The following is a 20,453-nucleotide window of genomic DNA, read 5'->3' on the forward strand; positions in this document are numbered from 1 at the left end:
GGTTCCGTACAGTTCTCGAGTCAAGGTTAAACAGGCCGTCGAATGCCGGCCCTGTGTAGCGCGCGATTATCTAGCAGGCGGCGTTACAACGCATCAGGGCCAGCCAACTATTTTTGCTGCCAAACCCCTTGTTTTCCTGCAAACAGGGGGAATTTTGTCTTCATATTTGTAACATAAATGTTACGGGGCCATCATTGACCAGATGAACCTGCATGTCGGCACCGAATCGACCGCTGCCGACAGTGCCGTGCTTGAGCCTCGCCTGGGCCAGAAGGTAATCGAACAGCTCGGCGCCGAGGGCCGGTGGCGCGGCAGTGGAGAAGCTCGGACGCAGGCCGCTGCGGGTATCGGCGGCGAGGGTGAACTGCGACACCAGCAGCAGGCCGCCGTCGATGTCCTTGAGGGAAAGGTTCATCTTGCCCTGCGGATCGCTGAAGACCCGATAGTTGAGCAGCTTGTGCAGGAGCTTGTCGGCATGCTCCGGGGTGTCGCCGGGCTCCACCGCGACCAGCACCAGCAGGCCCTGGTCGATCGAACCGACGATTTCCCCTTCTACCTCCACCCGGGCGCCACGCACCCGTTGCAGCAGGCCCTTCACGCTTCTTCCAGAGGCAGGTCGAGCAGGCGCCGGGCCATCTGGTCGGCGGCGCGCACCAGGGCATCGGTGATGCCCGGCTCGGAAGCGGCATGCCCGGCGTCACGAATCACCTTCAGCTCGCTGTTCGGCCAGGCCTGGTGCAGCTCCCAGGCGTTGTCCAGCGGGCAGATCACGTCGTAGCGGCCGTGCACGATCACCGCCGGCAGGTGAGCGATCTTCGGCATGTCGCGGATCAGCTGGTTTTCTTCGAGGAAGGCGCTGTTGACGAAGTAGTGGCATTCGATGCGGGCGATGGACAGCGCGCGCTGCGGCTCGGAGAAACGGTCGACCACCAGCGGATTCGGACGCAGCGTCGCGGTGCGGCCCTCCCAGGTGGACCAGGCCTTGGCCGCATGCATCTGGGCGATCTGGTCATTGCCGGTAAGGCGCTTGTGGAAGGCCTGGACCAGGTTGTCGCGCTCTTCCAGGGGGATCGGCGCGATGTAGTCCTGCCAGTAGTCCGGGAACAGGCGGCTGGCGCCAGCCTGGTAGAACCATTCGATTTCCTGTGGGCGACACAGGAAGATGCCGCGCAGGATCAGGCCATGGACGCGCTCGGGGTGGGTCTGGGCGTAGGCCAAGGCCAGGGTCGAGCCCCAGGAGCCGCCGAACAGCACCCACTTCTCGATGCCGAGGTGCTTGCGGATGCGTTCGAGGTCTTCGACCAGGTGCCAGGTAGTGTTGTTTTCCAGGCTGGCGTGGGGCGTGGAGCGGCCGCAGCCCCGCTGGTCGAAGGTGATGATGCGGTAGACGGTGGGATCGAAGTAGCAACGGCTCTGCGCATCGCAGCCGGCGCCGGGGCCACCGTGGATGAACACCACCGGCAGACCTTCCGGTGAACCACTTTCATCGACGTACAGCACATGCGGTGCTTCGACTGCCAGATCGTGCCGGGCGTAGGGTTTGATCTGTGGGTACAAGGTCTGCATTACGCACTCCGTGTGGGAATTGTTCGGCCGTTCGGCATCATAAACCCGAAATGCGCTTTGAGCATGCCCCGTTGGGTCAAGAGATCTAGAGATCGAACAAGCGACGCGAACCCTGTGGGAGCGGGTTTACCCGCGATTGCGGTAGTGAATTCACCATAGCAATCGCGGGTGAACCCGCTCCCACAGGTTACCGGTACCGACCTTCAGCCCAGGCCAGAACCTCTTCCAGCAATCCGCGCAACACCCCCTGCGTCGGCCCCGCCAGATCCTCCCGATAGGTAAATGGCTCCACCTCCTCCATATATGTGCTCTGCGCCAGCTCCAGTTGCACTGCATGGATATCCTGCGCCGGATCGCCGTAATGCCGGGTGATGTGCCCGCCCTTGAAGCGCCCGTTCAGCACATGGGTGTACTGCCCGGCCCCGGCGCACACCGCCTGCAACCGCCCGGCCAGTTCAGCATCGCAACTCGCGCCGTTGAACGTGCCCAGGTTGAAGTCCGGCAGTTTCCCGTCGAACAGATGCGGCACATGGGACCTGATCGAATGCGCATCCCACAGCAGCGCATAGCCGAACTGCGCCTTCAACCGCGCCAGCTCGTTGCGCAGAGTGTCGTGATAGGGCCGCCAGATGCTCTCCAGGTATCCCGCTCGCTCGGCCGCCGACGGCACCTTGCCGTGCTCGAACAGCGGCTCGCCGTCGAACAGCGTCGCCGGGAACAACCCGGTGGTGGCGCCGACATACAGCGGCTGGTCATCCTCGGGCCGGTTGAGATCGATGACAAAGCGCGAATACTCCGCCGCCACCACGCTGGCGCCCATGTCGCGGACGAAGTCGTACAGCCGCGGGATGTGCCAGTCGGTATCCGGCAGGCTGCGGGCCGCCGGAACCAACCCATCGCGCACCGCCGGGGTCAGCTTCAGGCCGGCGTGGGGCATGCTGACCAGCAGCGGCAGCCTGCCCTGGTGAAAACTCAGTACCTTGTCCATCGTCATGCCTCAATCAGTCAGTTCGACGCCGTGGCGCACCACGCGCTTGTCCAGTTCGCCGCCGAGCCAGTAGGCCAGGTCGGCTGGACGCTCGATATCCCAGGCAACGAAGTCGGCGACCTTGCCCACTTCCAGCGTGCCATGGCTGTCGCCCAGCCCCAGCGCCGTGGCGGCATGGGTGGTCACGCCAGCCAGCGCCTCTTCCGGGGTCATGCGGAACAGGGTGCAGGCCATGTTCAGCATCAGCCGCAGCGACAGCGCCGGCGAGGTGCCGGGGTTGAGGTCGCTGGCGATGGCGATCTTCACCCCGTGCTTGCGCAGGGCGTCCATCGGCGGCAGTTGGGTTTCCCGCAGGTAATAGAAGGCACCGGGCAGCAAAACGGCGACGGTGCCGGCGGCGGCCATGGCGATGCAGTCGTCCTCGGTCATGAACTCCAGGTGATCGGCGGACAACCCCTGATACCGCGCCGCCAGGCTGGAACCCGCCAGCGACGACAACTGTTCGGCATGCAGCTTGACCGGCAAGCCCAGTTCCCGTGCCTTGATGAACACCCGCTCAACCTGCTCCGGCGAGAACGCCAGGTATTCGCAAAAGGCGTCCACCGCATCCACCAGCCCCTCGGCGGCCAGGGCCGGGAGCATCACTCCGCAAATGTGGGCGATGTAGTCGTCGCTGCGCTCCTTGTATTCCGGCGGCAACGCGTGGGCCGCCAGGCAGGTGGCGCGCACGGTCAGCGGCAGGGTTTCGCCGAGGCGGCGGGCGACCTTGAGCATCTTGCGCTCGTTTTCCAGGTCGAGGCCGTAGCCGGACTTGATCTCCAGCGTCGTCACCCCGTCGCGCATCAGCGCCCGCACCCGGCGCAAGGCGCTGGCATACAGTTCGTCTTCGCTGGCGGCGCGGGTTGCGCGCACGGTGCTGGCGATACCGCCGCCCTGGGCGGCGATCTCGGCGTAGGTGACGCCCTGCAGGCGCTGTTCGAATTCGCCGCTGCGATTACCGCCGAACACCGTGTGGGTGTGGCAGTCGATCAACCCGGGAGTGACCCAGGCGCCGCCCAGGTGCACCCGGCTTGCTTCGCCAATGTCCGGTAGCGAGCCGCGCGGCCCGATCCAGTCGATACGCCCGCCGGAAGTGACGATGGCCGCGTCCTCGATGATCGAGTAGCTGCCGTTGGCCATGCTCGCCACATGGCAGTGCTGCCAGAGGGTCTTCATTGCTCGTACCCCCGCTCAGTCCAGGCTCGGCAGCACGCCGCCCGGCAGCAGGCCGGTCAGGCGGCCTTCGGCCAGCAGTTCGACGGCAATCTCGATATCCGGGGCGAAGAAGCGGTCCTTGTCGTAGTGCGGTACGCGGTCGCGCAGGGTCTTGCGCGCCTGCTCCAGCTTGACCGAGGTTTTCAGCCCGGTGCGCAGGTCCAGGCCCTGGCAGGCGCCGAGCCATTCGATGGCGAGGATGCCGCGGGTGTTCTCGGCCATCTCCCACAGGCGCTTGCCGGCCGCCGGGGCCATGGACACGTGGTCTTCCTGGTTGGCCGAAGTGGGCAGGCTGTCGACGCTGTGCGGGTGGGACAGCGCCTTGTTCTCGCTGGCCAGGGCGGCAGCGGTGACCTGGGCGATCATGAAACCGGAGTTGACCCCGCCGTTTTCCACCAGGAACGGCGGCAACTGCGACATGTGCTTGTCCATCATCAGCGAGATGCGCCGCTCGCTCAGCGAGCCGATCTCGGCGATGGCCAGGGCCAGGTTGTCGGCGGCCATGGCCACCGGCTCGGCGTGGAAGTTGCCACCGGAAACCACATCGCCCTGCTCGGCGAACACCAACGGGTTGTCGGAAACGGCGTTGGCTTCGATGGCCAGCACTTCGGCGGCCTGGCGCAACTGGGTCAGGCAGGCGCCCATGACCTGCGGCTGGCAGCGCAGGGAGTACGGGTCCTGGACCTTGCCGCAGTGTTCATGGGAAGCGGACACCTCGCTGCCTTCGCCGAGCAGGTCGCGGTAGCAGGCCGCCGCGTCGATCTGCCCGCGCTGGCCCCGGGCCGCATGGATGCGGGCATCGAACGGCGAGCGCGAGCCGAGCACCGCTTCGACGGTCAGGCCGCCGCAGGCGATGGCAGCGGCGAACAGGTCTTCGGCTTCGAACAGGCCGCGCAGGGCATAGGCGGTCGAGGCCTGGGTGCCGTTAAGCAGCGCCAGCCCCTCTTTCGCCGCCAGGGTCAGCGGCTTGAGGCCGGCGATCGCCAGTGCATCCACGGCCGACAGCCATTCGCCCTTGTGCCGGGCCTTGCCTTCACCCAGCAACACCAACGACATATGCGCCAGCGGCGCCAGGTCGCCGGACGCACCCACCGAGCCTTTCAGCGGGATATGCGGGTAGACCTCGGCATTGACCAGGGCGATCAGCGCATCGATCACCACCCGGCGGATCCCCGAGAAGCCGCGGCTCAGGCTGTTGATCTTGAGCACCATGATCAGCCGGACCATGGCGTCGTCCAGCGGCGCGCCGATGCCCGCGGCATGGGACAGGACCAGCGAGCGCTGCAGGTTTTCCAGGTCGTGGCTGGCGATGCGGGTCGAAGCCAGCAGGCCGAAACCGGTATTGATGCCATAGGCGGTGCGATCCTCGGCGAGGATCCGCTCGACACAGGCGACGCTGGCCTCGATCTGCGCCGCAGCGCTGGCCACCAGGCTCAGGCGCGCGGGTTGTTCATAGATGCCGCGCAGTTCGGCGAGGCTGACCTGGCCGGGAATCAGGTTGAAGACTTGCATGTTCAGGCTCCTTGTATGAGGTCAGAGCAGGGTCGGCAGCACGTGCCGAGGGCCCTGCGGCTGTTTGAGCAATGCGGCCGCACGGGCGATGTCCGGCGCCAGCCAGCGGTCCTGCTGGTAGGCCGGGACCTGTTCGCGCAGCAGTTGCCAAGCGCGTTGGGTACCGGCGCCAAAGCGCTGCTCCTTGAGAAATTCGAAGGCCTGGGCCGCCAGCAGGTACTCAATGGCGAGGATCTGCGTGCAGTTTTCCAGGGCCTTGTGCAGCTTGAGCGCGGCACTGGTGCCGAGGCTCAGATGGTCTTCCTGCAGGCCGGAGGTGACGTAGTTATCCACAACTGCCGGCTGGGCCAGCTGGCGGTTTTCCGCGCACAGCGAAGCGGCGACGTACTGGACGATCATCATCCCGGAGTTGACCCCCGGTTCGCTGACGAGGAACGCCGGCAGCCCGCTGACATGCGGGTTGACCAGGCGATCGAGGCGGCGCTCGGCGATCGAGCCGGTCTCGGCCACGGCAATCGCCAGCAGGTCGGCGGCCATCGCCACCGACTGGCCGTGGGGGTTGGCCTGGGACATCACCCGGAAATTGTCCGGAGTGCCCAGCAGCAAGGGGTTGTCGGTAGCCGAGTTGAGTTCGGTTTCGATCTGCCGTGCGGCGTGGGCAAGCTGGTCGCGGGCAGCGCCGTGAACCTGGGGAATGGAACGGATGCTCAGGGCGTCCTGGGTGCGGATGCCTTTGCTGCTGGCGATCACTTCGCTGCCGTCGAGCAAGGCCCGCAGGTTGGCACCGACCTGCTGCATGCCCGGATGCGGCTTGAGCGCGATGATCTCGGCATCGAACGCGGCGATCTGCCCGCGCAGCGCCTCGAAGCTCATGGCCGAGACGATATCAGCCCATTGCAGCAGGTGGCTGGCGTCGGCCAGGGCCAGGCAGCCCAGGCCGGTCATGCACGGCGTGCCGTTGACCAGGCACAGGCCGTCCTTCGCACCGAGGACGACCGGCTTCAGGCCCTCCTCGGCCAGGGCTTCGGCGGCCTCGACGATCTGCCCGCGATAACTGACCTTGCCCACGCCCAGCAGGCAGATGCCGACATGGGCCATATGGGTCAGGTAACCCACGGAGCCCTGGGACGGCACCTGCGGGGTGATCCGGCGGTCCAGCAAGGCCAGGAGCATTTCCACTACCGGCCGCTGGATCCCGGACTTGCCGTGGCTGTAGTTGACGATGGCGGCGCAGATGATCGCCCGGGTCTGCTCATCGGCCAGCACCGGCCCGACCCCGCAGGCATGGCTGAGCAAGGTGTTGCTCGATAGCCGGCGCAGTTGCTCGCCTTCCAGGGCGACGTTGCACAGCGCGCCCAGGCCGGTATTGACGCCATAGGCGCGCTCGCCGCTGTCGACGATGCGCCGGACGATGGCCTGGGCATTCTCGATCCGTGCCCAGGCGCCCTCGGCCAGGGTCAGGCGGGCACCGTGGCGGGCCACGGCGACGATGTCCTGCCAGCGCAGCGGGGCGTCGGCGATCACCACAGGTTCGGATTGCTGCATGACGGTCCTCATACGGTGGCGGCGCGGCGCTGGACGAAGCGATCGACGTATTCGTCGGCCGGCGAATGGAGGATCTCCCGCGGCGTGCCGACCTGGATCAGGCGGCCGTCCTTGAGGATCGCGATGCGGTTGCCGATGCGCACGGCTTCATCGAGGTCGTGGGTGATGAAGACGATGGTCTTGTTCAGGGTCTTTTGCAGCTCCAGCAACTGGTCCTGCATTTCTGCGCGGATCAGCGGATCGAGGGCGCTGAACGCTTCGTCCATCAGGATGATGTCGGTATCCGCCGCCAGGGCCCGGGCCAGGCCCACGCGCTGGCGCATGCCGCCGGACAATTGGTGCGGCCAGGACTTCTCGTAGCCCTTCAGGCCCACGGTGGTGATCCAGTGCTGGGCGCGCTCGGCGCACAGTTGCTTGCTCTCGCCACGCACCTTGAGCCCGTAGGCGACGTTTTCCAGCACGGTCTTGTGCGGCAGCAGGCCGAAGCTCTGGAACACCATGCTGATCTTGCGCCGGCGGAATTGGCGCAGGGCTTCCATGTCGTAGCCCATGATGTCCTCGCCATCCACCAGGATCGCCCCGCTGGTGGGGTCGATCAGGCGGTTGAAGTGGCGCACCAGGGTTGATTTGCCCGAGCCGGACAGGCCCATGATGACGAAGATCTCGCCGGCACCGATGGACAGCGACAGGTCGTTGACCCCGACCACGCAGCCGGTCTTGGCCAGCACCTGCTCCTTGCTGTGGGATTCGCGGATCAGTTGCAGCGCTTCGTCTGCACGCTGGCCGAAGATCTTGAATACGTTCTTCACTTCGATCTTGTTCATCGCCGCCGTACTCATTTGCTCACCTCATGCCGCGCCCGGCCGTAGGCCTGGGTAATGCGGTCGATCACCACCGCGAGAATCACGATTGCCAGCCCGGCTTCCAGGCCACGGCCGACGTTCAGGGTCTGGATGCCCACCAGCACGTCCTCGCCCAGGCCACGGGCACCGATCATCGAGGCGATCACCACCATCGACAGGGCCATCATGGTGGTCTGGTTGATCCCGGCCATGATGCTCGGCAGTGCCAGCGGCAGTTGCACGCCGAACAACTGCTGCCAGCGGTTGGCACCGAAGGCGTTGATCGCTTCCATGACCTCGCCGTCGACCTGGCGAATACCCAGGTCGGTCAGGCGGATCAGCGGCGGCGCCGCGTAGATCACCGTGGCGAAGATCGCCGGCACCTTGCCCAGGCCGAACAGCATCAGCACCGGGATCAGGTACACGAAGCTAGGCATGGTCTGCATGATGTCGAGCAGCGGCATGAGGATCGAACGCAGGCGGTCGCTGCGTGCCGACAGGATGCCCAGGGGAATGCCGATCAGCACCGAGATCAGCGTCGCCACCAGCATCAGCGCCAGGGTCTGCATGAGCTTGTCCCACAGCCCCACGGCACCTACCAGGAACAGCAGGCCGACGATCACCAGGGTCGGCAGCGCACGGCGGGTGGCATGCCAGGCGATACCGGCGACGATCGCCAGCATCAGCCACCAGGGCGTGGCCCGCAGCAGGCCTTCGAGATTGACGATGGCCCACAGCAGGGTGTCGGAGATCTGCCGGAATACATCACCGTAGTTGGTCACCAGCGCATCGACCCAGCCGTTGACCCAGTCGGCGATGGAGAAGGTAAGTTTTTCGGGGAACATAGGGTTCACTCATCAGGTGGTCGGGTGTGCTCAGAGCGCTGCGTCGATCTTCTTCGCCGCGTCCTCGCTAACCCATGCATGCCAGATTTCAGGATGTTCCTTGAGGAAGGCCTTGGCCAGCTTCGGCGACTCGATGCGCTCCTTGCTCATGCGCGCCAGGTTCTGGTTGAGCAGGTCGAGGGGCAGGTTGACCTTCTCCAGCACCGCGACCAGTTCCGGAGCGCCTTCATGGAAGGCTTTCGACAGGCCGACCTTGATGCTCACGCTCTTGTCGACGCCGGGCTTTTCGTCCAGCTTGACCAGATCGACCTGGCCCATCAGCGGAGTCGGGGTCCAGTAGTAGAAGAGGATCGGCTCGCCGCGCTTGTAGCTCGACAGCACCGCCGCATCCAGTGCCGGGCCGGTGCCCGGACGGAAATTGGTATAGCTGCTTTCCAGGCCGTAGTCCTTGAGCATTTCGGTATTGTCCAGCTCGCAGGTCCAGCCGGCCGGGCAATTGTAGAAGCGCCCCTTGGAAGGCTCCTCCGGGTCCTTGAACAGCGCCGCGTACTGGCCGAGATCGGCGATGGCCTTCAGGTTCGGCGCCTTGGCCTCCAGCTTGCGCTTGGCGTCGCCTTCGATCACATAACGCGGCACGTACCAACCTTCGATCGCCCCCACCACCGGAGCGCCGACGCCGACCACCTTGCCGGCGGCCTCGGCCTTCTTCCAGACCTCGCTGCGGCCCACCCACTCTTCGGCGAAGACCTGGATGTCATTGGTGCCCAGGGCGTTTTCCATGGTGATGGAGTTGCCCGGCAGGCTGTCGGTCTCGCAGCCGTAGCCGTTCTTCAGGACGAACTGCATGACATCGGTCAGCAGCATGCCGCTTTCCCAGTTCAGGCCGGCGAACTTCACCGGTTTGCCGGATTCGCACCAGCCGGCGGCCTGGCTCACGCTGGACAGGCTCAACAGGCCAAGGGCACACAGCGACGCAAGCAGGGTCTTGTTGGTTTTCATTGCATGACGCTCCCAATCAGGAAAGTGGATATCGGCAGTTCATAGGCCTTCCGGTCGTCCCTTCCATGAAACGCCGCTGTTGCCGGGGCCGTGCATGGCGGCCCCGGCAACGCGGATCAGCCGGTGATCATCGGCAGGTTCAGGCCCTGCTCTTTGGCACACTCGATTGCAATGTCGTAACCGGCATCGGCGTGGCGCATCACGCCGGTGCCCGGGTCGTTGGTCAGCACGCGGGCGATACGCTCGGCCGCTTCATCGGTACCGTCGCAGACGATGACCATGCCCGAGTGCTGGGAGAAGCCCATACCCACGCCACCGCCGTGGTGCAGCGAGACCCAGGTGGCACCGCTGGCGGTGTTCAGCAGGGCGTTGAGCAGCGGCCAGTCGGACACGGCATCGGAACCGTCCTTCATGGCTTCGGTTTCACGGTTCGGGCTGGAAACCGAGCCGGAGTCCAGGTGATCGCGTCCGATAACGATAGGCGCCGACAGCTCGCCACGACGGACCATTTCGTTGAACGCCAGGCCGAGCCTGGCGCGCTGGCCCAGGCCGACCCAGCAGATCCGCGCCGGCAGGCCCTGGAAACTGATGCGCTCGCGGGCCATGTCCAGCCAGTTATGCAGGTGGGCGTCGTCGGGGATCAGTTCCTTGACCTTGGCGTCGGTCTTGTAGATGTCCTCGGCGTTGCCGGACAGCGCGGCCCAGCGGAACGGGCCGATGCCGCGGCAGAACAGCGGGCGGATATAGGCCGGGACGAAGCCGGGGAAGTCGAAGGCATTGGCCACGCCCTCTTCCTTGGCCATCTGGCGGATGTTGTTGCCGTAGTCGAAGGTCGGGATGCCCTGTTTCTGGAACTCGAGCATGGCCTGGACGTGCACGGCCATGGATTGCTTGGCGGCCTTGACCACGGCGGCAGGCTCGGTTTTCGCGCGGTCGCGGTACTGCTCCCAGGTCCAGCCGGCAGGCAGGTAGCCGTTGAGCGGATCATGGGCACTGGTCTGGTCGGTGACCATGTCCGGGCGCACGCCGCGCTTGATCAGCTCCGGGAGGATTTCCGCGGCGTTGCCCAGCAGGGCGATGGAGATGGCCTTGCCTTCGGCGGTGTACTGGGCGATGCGCGCCAGGGCGTCATCGAGGTCCGTGGCCTGTTCGTCGACATAGCGACTGGACAGGCGGAAGCCGATGCGGCTCTGCTGGCATTCGATGTTCAGCGAACAGGCACCGGCCAGGGTCGCGGCCAGTGGCTGGGCGCCGCCCATGCCGCCGAGGCCGGCGGTCAGTACCCATTTGCCCTTGAGGTTGCCGTTGTAGTGCTGGCGACCGGCTTCGACGAAGGTTTCGTAGGTGCCCTGGACGATGCCCTGGCTGCCGATGTAGATCCAGCTGCCGGCGGTCATCTGGCCGTACATGGCCAGGCCCTTGGCATCCAGTTCGTTGAAGTGTTCCCAGTTGGCCCAGTGCGGCACCAGGTTGGAGTTGGCGATCAGTACACGCGGGGCGTTGGCGTGGGTCTTGAACACGCCGACCGGCTTGCCGGACTGCACCAGCAGGGTCTCGTCGTCATTCAGGTTGGTCAGGCTCTCGACGATCTTGTCGTAGCACGCCCAGTTGCGCGCCGCACGGCCGATACCGCCGTACACCACCAGCTCCTTGGGGTTCTCCGCCACTTCCGGGTCGAGGTTGTTCATCAGCATCCGCAGCGGCGCTTCGGTCAGCCAGCTCTTGGCGGTCAGCCTGGTGCCGCGCGGGGCGCGGATTTCGACGTCACGGAATTTGTTCAGGTTGTTGTCAGTCACGAAAGGGCTCCTCGAGCGATCTATCCAGTCCAAACCCAGGCAGTGGGCCAGCGGTGATACCGGTTTGCTAACGGCGTCGAGGGGATGGCCTGTCCACTCATACGCACACATCTTTACTTGTACATACAAGCATATGCAATTGAATTGCCAATCCCGGGAAACGCTTCATGAAAAAATTCCGCACAGGGCTACAGCCCTTGTGCGACAAGGCCGGGAAATCTTGCAGAGGGAGAGGGAAAAAGCTGGAGGGCGGTGCGAGAAGCAAGGTGGCGTTGCGCCACCTTGGGGCATTCAGTAACAAAATGTGCGGCGCTGGTGCGTTACCCGGAAACAGCGATCAGTTCGATCAGGCAGCAGCGCCCGGTGATATCCAGTTCGCGCAGTTGCTGGTTGTCCTTGAGATAGAGGCAGTCGTACAGGCCGAGGGCCTGCCCGGGCTGACCACTGATGCCGACCTGCAACGCCGGCTGGGCGCTGAACAACAGCACGGTGCTGGCCGAGGTAAATACGCGGGCATAGCCGCTGAACCACTGCACCCGCGCGCGGTAGCGCTGCGGTGCGTAGATCAGGTTGAAATCGCGGATCGGCCCACCCAGCAGGCGGCAACTGACCTGGCTGGCGCCGCTGAACCCGTAGGCATCGTATGGCAGCAGCACGCGGCTGGGCTGGCCATCGACTTCCAGGACCATGCCGTCACCCTGCAGCACGGTGATGATCCGCTGGTAACCGGCGAAGCTGGAGAAATCCCCCGACTCACCGATATCGGCGATCGACAGGCGCCAGCCGAATCCATCCAGGCCCTGGCCGGCGTCGCGGGTGATTTCTTCGGTACTGCCGCCACCGTTCTTCCACGGCATGCGCGGATAATCGGCGGCGCGTAACAGGGTCAACTCGGTCATTTGCTGAAGCGTCCTTCGAGGCGATGGCGGGAGCCGGGGTGGATCAGGCGCGCGGCGGTCACCGGCTGGCGGCCCGACCAGGTGCGCCGGCGGATCAGCAGGCACGGCTCGCTGTGTTCGATCTGCAACAGGCTGCATTCATAGGCATCGGCGAGAATCGCCTCGACCACGTGCTCGCCCTCGGTGAGCGGCGCGACCTGTGACAGATAGGCGTAGGGGGTCTGCCGGGTGAAGTCCTGCTTGAGGTAGTCCGGGGCGATCTGCGCATTGACGTAGCGGTCTTCGATCTGCACCGGCACGCCGTTTTCGTAATGCACGATCAACGAATGGAACACCCGCTGCCCCTCGCGCATGTCCAGGGCCAGGGCACGCTCGGAACCGGCGGCCTCCTCGGCCAGGGTCACCACCTTGCAACTGTGCTGGTGGCCGCGGGCGGAGATTTCGTCGGCGATATTGTGCACATCGAACAACGCCGAATGGGTCTTGGGTTCCGCCACGAAAGTTCCGACGCCCTGCATGCGCACCAGCAGCCCTTCGGCGGTGAGTTCGCGCAGGGCACGGTTGATGGTCATGCGGCTGAAGCCCAGCTCGGCGACCAGTTCGCTTTCCGAAGGCACCCGATGATGCGGCGGCCAGGTGCCGCTCTCGATCTGCTGGACGATCATTTGCTTGACCCGGGCATACAGCGGCGCCGGCCCCTCGCCCATCTGGGCAACCAGCGTGGAGACAGGAGGTTTCGGCACTGGAAAAGTCCTTGTTCTATTGAATGAACGGTAGCTTGCCGGAGTTTACCGGGCAGGCAAACGTCTGTATATGTATATACAAATAACAGAACGGAGTGCCGTGTCGATGTCCGTGTACTTTGCCGAACGTGCGTTGCTGCCCAGCGGCTGGGCGAAACAGGTCCGAATCGAGGTCGACGCGAACGGCGTACTGACGTCGATCCAGGCCGGCGCTTCACCGGACGGCGCGGAAAAGCTCGGCGGCCCGCTCCTGCCGGGAATGCCCAACCTGCATTCGCATGCCTTCCAGCGCGCGATGGCCGGGCTGGCGGAAGTGGCGGGCAACCCGAACGACAGCTTCTGGACCTGGCGCGAACTGATGTACCGGCTGGTGGGCAAGATCAGCCCGGAACAGCTCGAAATCATCGCGCGCCAGCTGTACATCGAGATGCTCAAGGCCGGGTACACCTCGGTGGCGGAATTCCACTATGTGCATCACGCCCCCCAGGGCCAGGCCTACGCCGATCCGCTGGAACTGTCGCGGCGGATCAGTGCAGCGGCGAGCCACAGCGGGATCGGCCTGACCCTGCTGCCGGTGCTCTACAGCCACTCCGGCTTCGGCGGCCAGGCGCCGAACGACGGGCAGCGGCGCTTTATCAACAGCACCGACCACTACCTTGAACTGCAATCGCGCCTGAAACCCGTGCTGGCCGCACAACCGGCCCAAGCACTGGGCCTGTGCTTCCACTCGCTGCGGGCGGTGACGCCAGAGCAGATCGCCACCGTCCTGGCCGCCAGCGACAAGGCCTGCCCGGTGCATATCCATATCGCCGAGCAGCAGAAGGAAGTCGACGACTGCCTGGCCTGGAGCGGGCGGCGACCATTGCAGTGGCTGTATGAGAACGTCGAGGTAGATGAGCGCTGGTGCCTGGTGCATGCCACCCATGCCGAGGCGGACGAAGTGGCGGCGATGGCCCGGAGCCGGGCGATTGCCGGCCTGTGCCTGACCACCGAGGCGAACCTCGGCGACGGGATCTTCCCGGCCGTGGATTTCCTCGCCCAGGGCGGGCGCCTGGGCATCGGCTCGGACAGCCATGTGTCGCTGAGCGTGGTCGAGGAATTGCGCTGGCTGGAGTATGGCCAGCGTCTGCGGGATCAGCGGCGCAACCGCCTGTATGGCGCGGCGCAGCCGATGGTCGGGCGGACCTTGTTCGATGCAGCGCTCGATGGCGGCGCCCAGGCGCTGGGGCAGCCGATCGGCGAATTGGCGGTGGGCAAGCGGGCCGACTGGATCGTGCTGGACGGGCGGGATCCGTACCTGGCGGTGGCCGATGGCGACAGTATCTTGAACCGCTGGTTGTTCGCCGGTGGGGATCGGCAGGTTCGGGATGTGATGGTGAACGGGGTTTGGGTGGTGCAGCAGGGGCGGCATGCTGGTGAAGAGGACAGTGCAACTGCATTTGCTCAGGTACTAAAAGATTTGTTGGGCTGATTGGCCCCTGTGGGAGCGGGTTCACCCGCGATTGCGGAGGTGGATTCACTATAGCAATCGCGGGTGAACCCGCTCCCACAGGATCCGCGTGCCCTTGAGCTCAGGGCTTGCGCGCGATATCCCGGTCCGACACCCGCCATACCAGGCGGGTGGTGTCATACCCCTGCTGCCGCGCCTTGGCCAGCAGGCTCTCGCGCTCTACCGCCGGCAAGGTCGGCGTACGCGACAACAACCACAGGTACTTGCGATCCGGATTGCCCACCAGCGCCGTCTGGTAGTCGCTGCTGACATACAGTACCCAGTAGTTGCCCTTCGGCGCCCCGGGCAACTTCATGAACCAGTTATCGAACTGCACCCACAGCTTGTCGGTCTTGCCCGGCTCCTGTGGCGTGGCGCTGCCGCTGGCTTCCTGCCACTTGCCGTCCAGGGTCAGGCAACGATTGAGCACGCCCACGCTGCCATCGGCTCGCAGGTTGTAATGCGCTTCGGATTGCGCGCAGTCGCGCTGGAAGAACATTGGCAGCCGGGCCAGCTCGTACCACTTGCCCTGATACCGCTTCAAATCGACGTTTTCCACCGTCTTCGGCGGCATGGGCCCGACCTGCGGCGTGGCGCACCCCGCCAGCGCCAGGGCGGTACAGCATGCCAGCAAAGCGCGACGCATCATTTCAGGCCCTGCCCCGCGTACATCAGCACCTTGTCGCCAGCGTACTGGACACTGATGAAGGTCTTTTCATCCCCCCAGGTACAGCTGGACACACCCAGGGCGCCGGAACATTCGGTCGGGCTTCCCAGCAGTTGCTCGACCTCCGCCTTGGTCATACCGGTCTTGAGCTTGGAATAGTTCTCCTGGTTGAGCTTGCTGCAGGCAGCCAGCAACACGCACAGGGACAAGAGGGCGAGGGAACGCACGGACATGGGGGGGTACTCCTGGGAATGAGGTGACAGGGGCCAGACCACTGCCGACAGCTTAGAAGGCAAAACCTCACTCCGGTTCCCGAAGGCGTGCGCTTTCGGTAAGCCGCAGGATCGATGGGCCTTGCAGAAGTTGACGGGCGCTAGATAGCAAAACGCCGGCTATGCCGGCATTTTGCTTTGGGGAACCGCAGGAAACGGGGTCAGAACCGGGAGCCAGGTTCCAGGAGGAAATCCATTTCTTCGCTGGTACTGGGTCGCCCGAGCACCAGGTTGCGGTGCGGGAAGCGCCCGAAACGGGCGATCACGCGCTGATGCTGCTCGGCATAGTCGAGGAATCCCTCGAACAGGCGGCGATCCGCCGCCGGCTGTGCTGCCAGCAGGGTCTGGTAGCGCTCGACGCAGATGTTCTGCCAGTCCAGCACTTCGGCATGCTCCAGCACCAGCAGGATGAACACCCGCTGCAATGGCAGCAGCTGGTAGTCCCAGGCCCGGTCCAGGCCCTGCATCACCAGGACCTGGGCGCGCCGGTCGCCATCGAAGGCGCGCGGCGTGTCGCGGTAGATCATCCGCGGCAACTGGTCCAGCAACAGCACCAGCCCGAGCCAGCCCTGCGGGCTTTCCAGCCACTCCTCCAGGCCTCCGGCCAGCGCCTGCTCGACCAGCGGGCCGAAGCGCTCCTGCGCCTCGGCGTCATGCTGCTTGCCGAACCACAGCGTGCTCTTCTCGTCAGCGACGTCCTGCGGGCTGGTGCCCCATCCAAACCACCATTCCAGCAGCGGCTGCCAAGGTGCGAGCATGGCGGGTTACTCCTGGTGATAACCGGTGACGCGCTGGACTTCCTCTTTCGAACCGAGGAATACCGCAACGCGCTGGTGCAGGCTGTCCGGCTGGATGTCGAGGATACGCTGCTTGCCATCGGTGGACGCACCGCCGGCCTGCTCGATGATGAACGACATCGGGTTGGCTTCGTACATCAAACGCAGCTTGCCCGGCTTGGACGGCTCGCGCGCGTCACGCGGGTACATGAACAGGCCGCCACGGGTCAGGATGCGATGCACGTCGGCCACCATCGAGGCGATCCAGCGCATGTTGTAGTTCTTCTTCAGCGGGCCGGTCTCGCCTGCCAGCAGCTCGCCAACGTAGCGGGTCACCGGCGCTTCCCAGTGACGCTGGTTGGACATGTTGATGGCGAATTCGGCGGTGCTTTCCGGAACCTTGATGTTCTCGTGGGTCAGGACGAAGCTGCCCAGCTCGCGGTCCAGGGTGAAGCCCTTGACGCCGTTGCCCAGGGTCAGGATCAGCATGGTCTGCGGGCCGTAGATGGCATAGCCGGCGGCAACCTGCTTGGTGCCCGGCTGGAGGAAGGCCTTTTCGTTGAGGCTTTCGTTCTGGCTCAGGTACTCGTTAGGGCAGCGCAGTACCGAGAAGATGGTACCGACCGAAACGTTGACGTCGATGTTCGACGAACCGTCCAGCGGGTCGAAGACCAGCAGGTAGGCGCCTTTCGGATATTTGCCCGGAATCTGGTAGGCATTGTCCATTTCTTCCGAGGCCATGCCGGCCAGGTGGCCGCCCCACTCGTTGGCTTCGAGCAGGATGTCGTTGGAAATCACGTCCAGTTTCTTCTGGACTTCGCCCTGCACGTTTTCCGTGCCCATGCTGCCCAGCACCCCGCCGAGGGCGCCCTTGGACACGTTGTGGCTGATTTCCTTGCATGCACGCGCCACCACTTCGATCAGGAAGCGCAGATCGGCAGGGGTGCTGTTGCTACGGGTCTGCTCAATCAGATAGCGACTCAGGGTAACGCGGGACATGTATGGCTCCGGAGGAATGAGGGAGTAAGAAAAACCCACGCAGTTTACAGGGAGAGGCAGGCGCGGGCGAGCAGTAGGACAGCCCTGCCCGATCAGACGGCACATCCGGGATCTGGTTCCCGCCGTTCGCCGCGCCTTCCCAGGTCATTCCAGCGCCGTCCAGATTTCCCGGGCGTATTCGCCGATGGTCCGGTCCGAAGAGAACCAGCCCATGCGTGCGGTATTGAGCACCGCCGAGCGCCACCAGCGATAAGGCTCGTGCCAGAGCTCGTCGACCCGTCGCTGGGCCTCCCAATAGGCGTCGAAATCGGCGCAAAGCAGGAAGCGGTCGTAGGACACCAGCGAGTCCACCAGCCCGACGTATCGCGCCGGATCGTCAGGCGAGAACACCCCGCCACGGATCGCCTGGAGCACGTCGTTGAGCCGGTGCGACGCCCCGATGATCGGGCTGGCATCGAAATCGCCGTTGCGCTTGCGGCCTTCGACCTGCTGGGCGGTGAGGCCGAAGATGAACATGTGCTCGGCCCCGACCTGTTCGCACATTTCCACGTTGGCGCCATCGAGGGTGCCGATGGTCAGTGCGCCGTTGAGGCCGAACTTCATGTTGCTGGTGCCCGACGCCTCGTAGCCGGCGGTGGAGATCTGCTCGGAAAGGTCCGCCGCCGGGATGATGCTTTCCGCCAGGCTGACGTTGTAGTTGGGCAGGAACACCACCTTGAGCAGGCCGCGTACCGTCGGGTCGTTGTTGACGACCTGGGCGATATCGTTGGCCAGCTTGATGATCAGCTTGGCCTGGTGATAGCTGGCTGCGGCCTTGCCGGCGAAGATCTTCACCCGCGGCACCCAGTCGGTGCCCGGCTCGGCACGGATCGCCTGGTACAGGGCGACGGTGTGCATGAGGTTGAGCAACTGGCGCTTGTACTCGTGGATACGCTTGACCTGAACGTCGAACATCGCCTCGGGATTGACGGTGATACCCAGGCGTTCCTGGATGATCGCCGCCAGTGCACGCTTGCTGTGCAGGCGCTGCTCGGCGAACTTCTTGCGGAACCCGGGCTTGTCGGCGAAGGGTTCCAGGTCTCGCAGCCTGGTTTCCGGGCTGTCCAGCAGGTCCTCGCCGAGGGCGTTGACCAGCATGGCGGTGAGCTGCGGATTGGACTGGTACAGCCAGCGGCGGAAGGTGATGCCGTTGGTTTTGTTGTTGATCCGCTCCGGGTAGAGCTTATGCAGCTCGGAAAACACCGTGCTGCGCATCAGCTTGGTGTGCAATGCCGAGACGCCGTTGACGCTGTGCGAACCGAGAAACGCCAGGTTGCCCATGCGCACCCGGCGGCCGTTGTCTTCCTCGATCAGCGACACCGCGCGCAGCACGTCGAAGTCGTGGATGCCCTTGGCCCGCAGCGAGTCGATGTGATAGGCGTTGATCAGGTAGATGATCTGCATGTGCCGCGGCAGCATGCGCTCCATCAGGTTCACCGCCCAGGTCTCCAGCGCTTCCGGGAGCAGGGTGTGGTTGGTGTAGGCCAGGGTATTGACGGTCAGTTGCCAGGCGGTGTCCCACGGCACTTCATGCTGGTCGACCAGCAGGCGCATCAGCTCGGCCACGGCGATCGACGGGTGGGTGTCGTTGAGCTGGATGGCTGCCTGTTCTGGCAGGTTGAGCAGGGTGTCATGCATGTTCAGGTGGCGGCGCAGCAAGTCCTGCAGCGAGGCCGAGACGAAGAAGTATTCCTGGCGCAGGCGCAACTCCTGCCCGGCCTCGGTGCTGTCGGCCGGGTACAGCACCCGGGAAATGCTCTCGGCCCGGGCCACTTCCGCCACCGCGCCCAGGTGGTCGCCCGCGTTGAAGCGTTCCAGGTGCAGCTCCTCCAGCGCCCTCGCCCGCCACAGGCGCAAGGTATTCACGCTCGCGCCACGCCAGCCCACCACCGGGGTGTCGTAGGCCACCGCACGCACGGTTTCCGCCGGCCACCACACCTGGCGCGGCTCGCCATCGCCACCGTGCACGGTCTCCACTCGCCCGCCGAAGCTGATCGGATAGATCACCTCGGCCCGCTCGAACTCCCAGGGGTTGCCGAAATCCAGCCAGTTCTCGGTCTGCTCCTGCTGCCAGCCATCCACCACCGCCTGGCGGAACAGCCCGTGCTCGTAGCGGATGCCATAGCCGTGGGCGGCGATACCGAGGGTCGACATGGATTCCATGAAACACGCGGCCAGGCGCCCGAGGCCGCCATTGCCCAGCGCCGCGTCGGGCTCCAGCAGGCGGATGCGCTCCAGGTCCACGTCGAGCCCCTGCAGGGCTTCGCGGGCCACCTCCAGCAGGCCGAGGTTGCTCAGGCTGTCGTAGAGCAGCCGGCCGATCAGGAATTCCAGGGAAAGGTAATAGACCCGCTTCTGGCTACTGCGGTAGATCTGCCGCGTATGGTCCATCCAGTGATCGACCATGTGGTCCCTGGCGGCCAGGGCGATGGCTTCGAACCAGTCATGGTCGAAGGCGTGTTCCGGGTCCTTGCCGACCGCATAGGTCAGTTTTTCCAGTACAGCGGTGCGAAACGCGGCCACCTCTGCGTCACGAGCGTTCGATTCCTGAGACATGCGGGGTCCTCGAGCGGGTTTGACGATTGCCGATGGTGATCTGACAGCCTAGACGCTTCGACACAGAGCGTCGGCGCGGGTTCGCCAGGGCTCGTTGCAAACCTCTGCAAAAGCGGGACCGATTGCCAGGGATTTCGCAAATGGTTGTTCACATTTTGATCAACTCCGGTATGATCGCGCGCCTTCCCATACCTATATGCCTGACCCCTGATGAAACCGACCCTGATTGCCGCCGCCGAGCTCGACCGTCTCGAAACGTGGCAGAAATACGCCAGCCACATGTGCGGCGGCTGCATGTCCACCTGTTGCACCTTGCCGGTGGAAGTGAAGTTGAAAGACCTGATCCGTATTGGCGTGGTGGACGAATTCGAAGTCGGCGAGCCGCCGAAGAATATCGCCAAGCGGTTGCAAAAGGATGGCATCGTCGAGCGCTTCAACCAGAAGTCCGGGATCTTCACCCTGACCCGCATGAGCAACGACGACTGCCTCTATCTGGACCGCAAGACCCGCCTGTGCACCATTTACGACAAGCGTCCGGACACCTGCCGCAATCACCCACGGGTCGGGCCGCGGCCGGGGTACTGTGCCTACAAGCCGAAGCCGGCTAGCCGCTAAGCCAAGGATTGATGGTGCTCCTGCCGGCCTCATCGCCGGCAACGCCGGCTC

General features: G+C 64.7%; 19 protein-coding genes. 2 read left to right on the forward strand and 17 right to left on the reverse strand.

Translation table 11 applies throughout. From position 1 onward, the window contains the following. Positions 1-160: 160 nt before the first annotated feature. The 12 genes from dtd to hutC form a co-directional block, all read right to left on the reverse strand. The gene (gene dtd, locus ACKLLE_RS19190) at positions 161-598 is read right to left on the reverse strand and encodes a D-aminoacyl-tRNA deacylase (protein WP_064302615.1); all 438 of its coding nucleotides are present in this window, start codon (positions 596-598) and stop codon (positions 161-163) included. Further along, positions 595-1,566, reverse strand: coding sequence for a prolyl aminopeptidase (gene pip, locus ACKLLE_RS19195; protein ID WP_420058767.1), 972 nt, complete (start codon positions 1,564-1,566; stop codon positions 595-597). Before pip ends, dtd begins: the two co-directional genes overlap by 4 nt. Positions 1,567-1,753: 187 nt before the next feature. Further along, positions 1,754-2,554 carry an N-formylglutamate deformylase gene (hutG, locus tag ACKLLE_RS19200; protein ID WP_420058768.1) on the reverse strand — a complete coding sequence of 267 codons (801 nt, stop codon included), beginning with the start codon at positions 2,552-2,554 and terminating at the stop codon, positions 1,754-1,756. Positions 2,555-2,563: 9 nt separating this feature from the next. Further along, positions 2,564-3,769 carry an imidazolonepropionase gene (gene hutI / locus ACKLLE_RS19205; protein ID WP_420058769.1) on the reverse strand — a complete coding sequence of 402 codons (1,206 nt, stop codon included), beginning with the start codon at positions 3,767-3,769 and terminating at the stop codon, positions 2,564-2,566. A gap of 15 nt (positions 3,770-3,784) precedes the next feature. Then, positions 3,785-5,320 (reverse strand): histidine ammonia-lyase, encoded by a 1,536-nt coding sequence (gene hutH, locus ACKLLE_RS19210; RefSeq protein WP_064302618.1) that lies wholly within the window; start codon positions 5,318-5,320, stop codon positions 3,785-3,787. A gap of 21 nt (positions 5,321-5,341) precedes the next feature. Further along, the gene (gene hutH, locus ACKLLE_RS19215) at positions 5,342-6,865 is read right to left on the reverse strand and encodes a histidine ammonia-lyase (RefSeq protein WP_420058770.1); all 1,524 of its coding nucleotides are present in this window, start codon (positions 6,863-6,865) and stop codon (positions 5,342-5,344) included. Positions 6,866-6,873: 8 nt separating this feature from the next. Next, positions 6,874-7,704, reverse strand: coding sequence for a quaternary amine ABC transporter ATP-binding protein (locus tag ACKLLE_RS19220; RefSeq protein ID WP_009397736.1), 831 nt, complete (start codon positions 7,702-7,704; stop codon positions 6,874-6,876). Then, the gene (locus ACKLLE_RS19225) at positions 7,701-8,552 is read right to left on the reverse strand and encodes an ABC transporter permease (protein ID WP_009397735.1); all 852 of its coding nucleotides are present in this window, start codon (positions 8,550-8,552) and stop codon (positions 7,701-7,703) included. Before ACKLLE_RS19225 ends, ACKLLE_RS19220 begins: the two co-directional genes overlap by 4 nt. A gap of 30 nt (positions 8,553-8,582) precedes the next feature. Further along, complete coding sequence (locus ACKLLE_RS19230; protein ID WP_064302620.1) at positions 8,583-9,551, reverse strand: ABC transporter substrate-binding protein; 969 nt, start codon at positions 9,549-9,551, stop codon at positions 8,583-8,585. 116 nt (positions 9,552-9,667) lie between these two features. Then, on the reverse strand, positions 9,668-11,347 hold the full coding sequence (hutU, locus tag ACKLLE_RS19235; protein WP_420058771.1) for a urocanate hydratase: 1,680 nt from the start codon (positions 11,345-11,347) through the stop codon (positions 9,668-9,670). A gap of 320 nt (positions 11,348-11,667) precedes the next feature. Further along, complete coding sequence (locus tag ACKLLE_RS19240) at positions 11,668-12,246, reverse strand: HutD/Ves family protein (RefSeq protein ID WP_420058772.1); 579 nt, start codon at positions 12,244-12,246, stop codon at positions 11,668-11,670. Then, a complete protein-coding gene (gene hutC / locus ACKLLE_RS19245; RefSeq protein ID WP_167654034.1) occupies positions 12,243-12,953 on the reverse strand; it encodes a histidine utilization repressor in 711 nt (236 codons plus the stop codon). The genes ACKLLE_RS19240 and hutC overlap by 4 nt, the downstream gene beginning before the upstream one ends. A 142-nt stretch (positions 12,954-13,095) precedes the next feature. On the opposite strand from hutC, the gene ACKLLE_RS19250 reads away from it, so the two are divergent. Beyond that, positions 13,096-14,460, forward strand: a complete 1,365-nt coding sequence (locus ACKLLE_RS19250) for a formimidoylglutamate deiminase (RefSeq protein WP_420058773.1) — start codon at positions 13,096-13,098, stop codon at positions 14,458-14,460. Positions 14,461-14,560: 100 nt separating this feature from the next. Here the strand turns inward: ACKLLE_RS19250 and ACKLLE_RS19255 are convergent, their stop codons facing one another. The 5 genes from ACKLLE_RS19255 to ACKLLE_RS19275 all read right to left on the reverse strand — a co-directional run bounded on the left by ACKLLE_RS19255 (position 14,561) and on the right by ACKLLE_RS19275 (position 19,787). Further along, positions 14,561-15,124, reverse strand: coding sequence for a lipocalin family protein (locus tag ACKLLE_RS19255; RefSeq protein ID WP_009396125.1), 564 nt, complete (start codon positions 15,122-15,124; stop codon positions 14,561-14,563). Beyond that, entirely contained in the window at positions 15,124-15,378 is a 255-nt protein-coding gene (bamE, locus tag ACKLLE_RS19260) for an outer membrane protein assembly factor BamE domain-containing protein (RefSeq protein WP_009396124.1), read from the reverse strand. The genes ACKLLE_RS19255 and bamE overlap by 1 nt, the downstream gene beginning before the upstream one ends. Positions 15,379-15,578: 200 nt before the next feature. Then, positions 15,579-16,175 carry a DUF924 family protein gene (locus ACKLLE_RS19265; RefSeq protein ID WP_009396123.1) on the reverse strand — a complete coding sequence of 199 codons (597 nt, stop codon included), beginning with the start codon at positions 16,173-16,175 and terminating at the stop codon, positions 15,579-15,581. A gap of 6 nt (positions 16,176-16,181) precedes the next feature. Continuing rightward, the gene (locus tag ACKLLE_RS19270) at positions 16,182-17,192 is read right to left on the reverse strand and encodes a class 1 fructose-bisphosphatase (protein ID WP_064302625.1); all 1,011 of its coding nucleotides are present in this window, start codon (positions 17,190-17,192) and stop codon (positions 16,182-16,184) included. Positions 17,193-17,336: 144 nt separating this feature from the next. Then, complete coding sequence (locus ACKLLE_RS19275; protein ID WP_420058774.1) at positions 17,337-19,787, reverse strand: glycogen/starch/alpha-glucan phosphorylase; 2,451 nt, start codon at positions 19,785-19,787, stop codon at positions 17,337-17,339. Between the two features lie 210 nt (positions 19,788-19,997). On the opposite strand from ACKLLE_RS19275, the gene ACKLLE_RS19280 reads away from it, so the two are divergent. Further along, positions 19,998-20,402: a YkgJ family cysteine cluster protein gene (locus ACKLLE_RS19280; protein WP_009396120.1), complete on the forward strand. Its 405-nt coding sequence runs from the start codon at positions 19,998-20,000 to the stop codon at positions 20,400-20,402. The last annotated feature ends 51 nt before the right edge of the window (positions 20,403-20,453 follow it).

It is taken from the genome of Pseudomonas bharatica, assembly GCF_048586865.1.
GTDB lineage: Bacteria > Pseudomonadota > Gammaproteobacteria > Pseudomonadales > Pseudomonadaceae > Aquipseudomonas > Aquipseudomonas bharatica.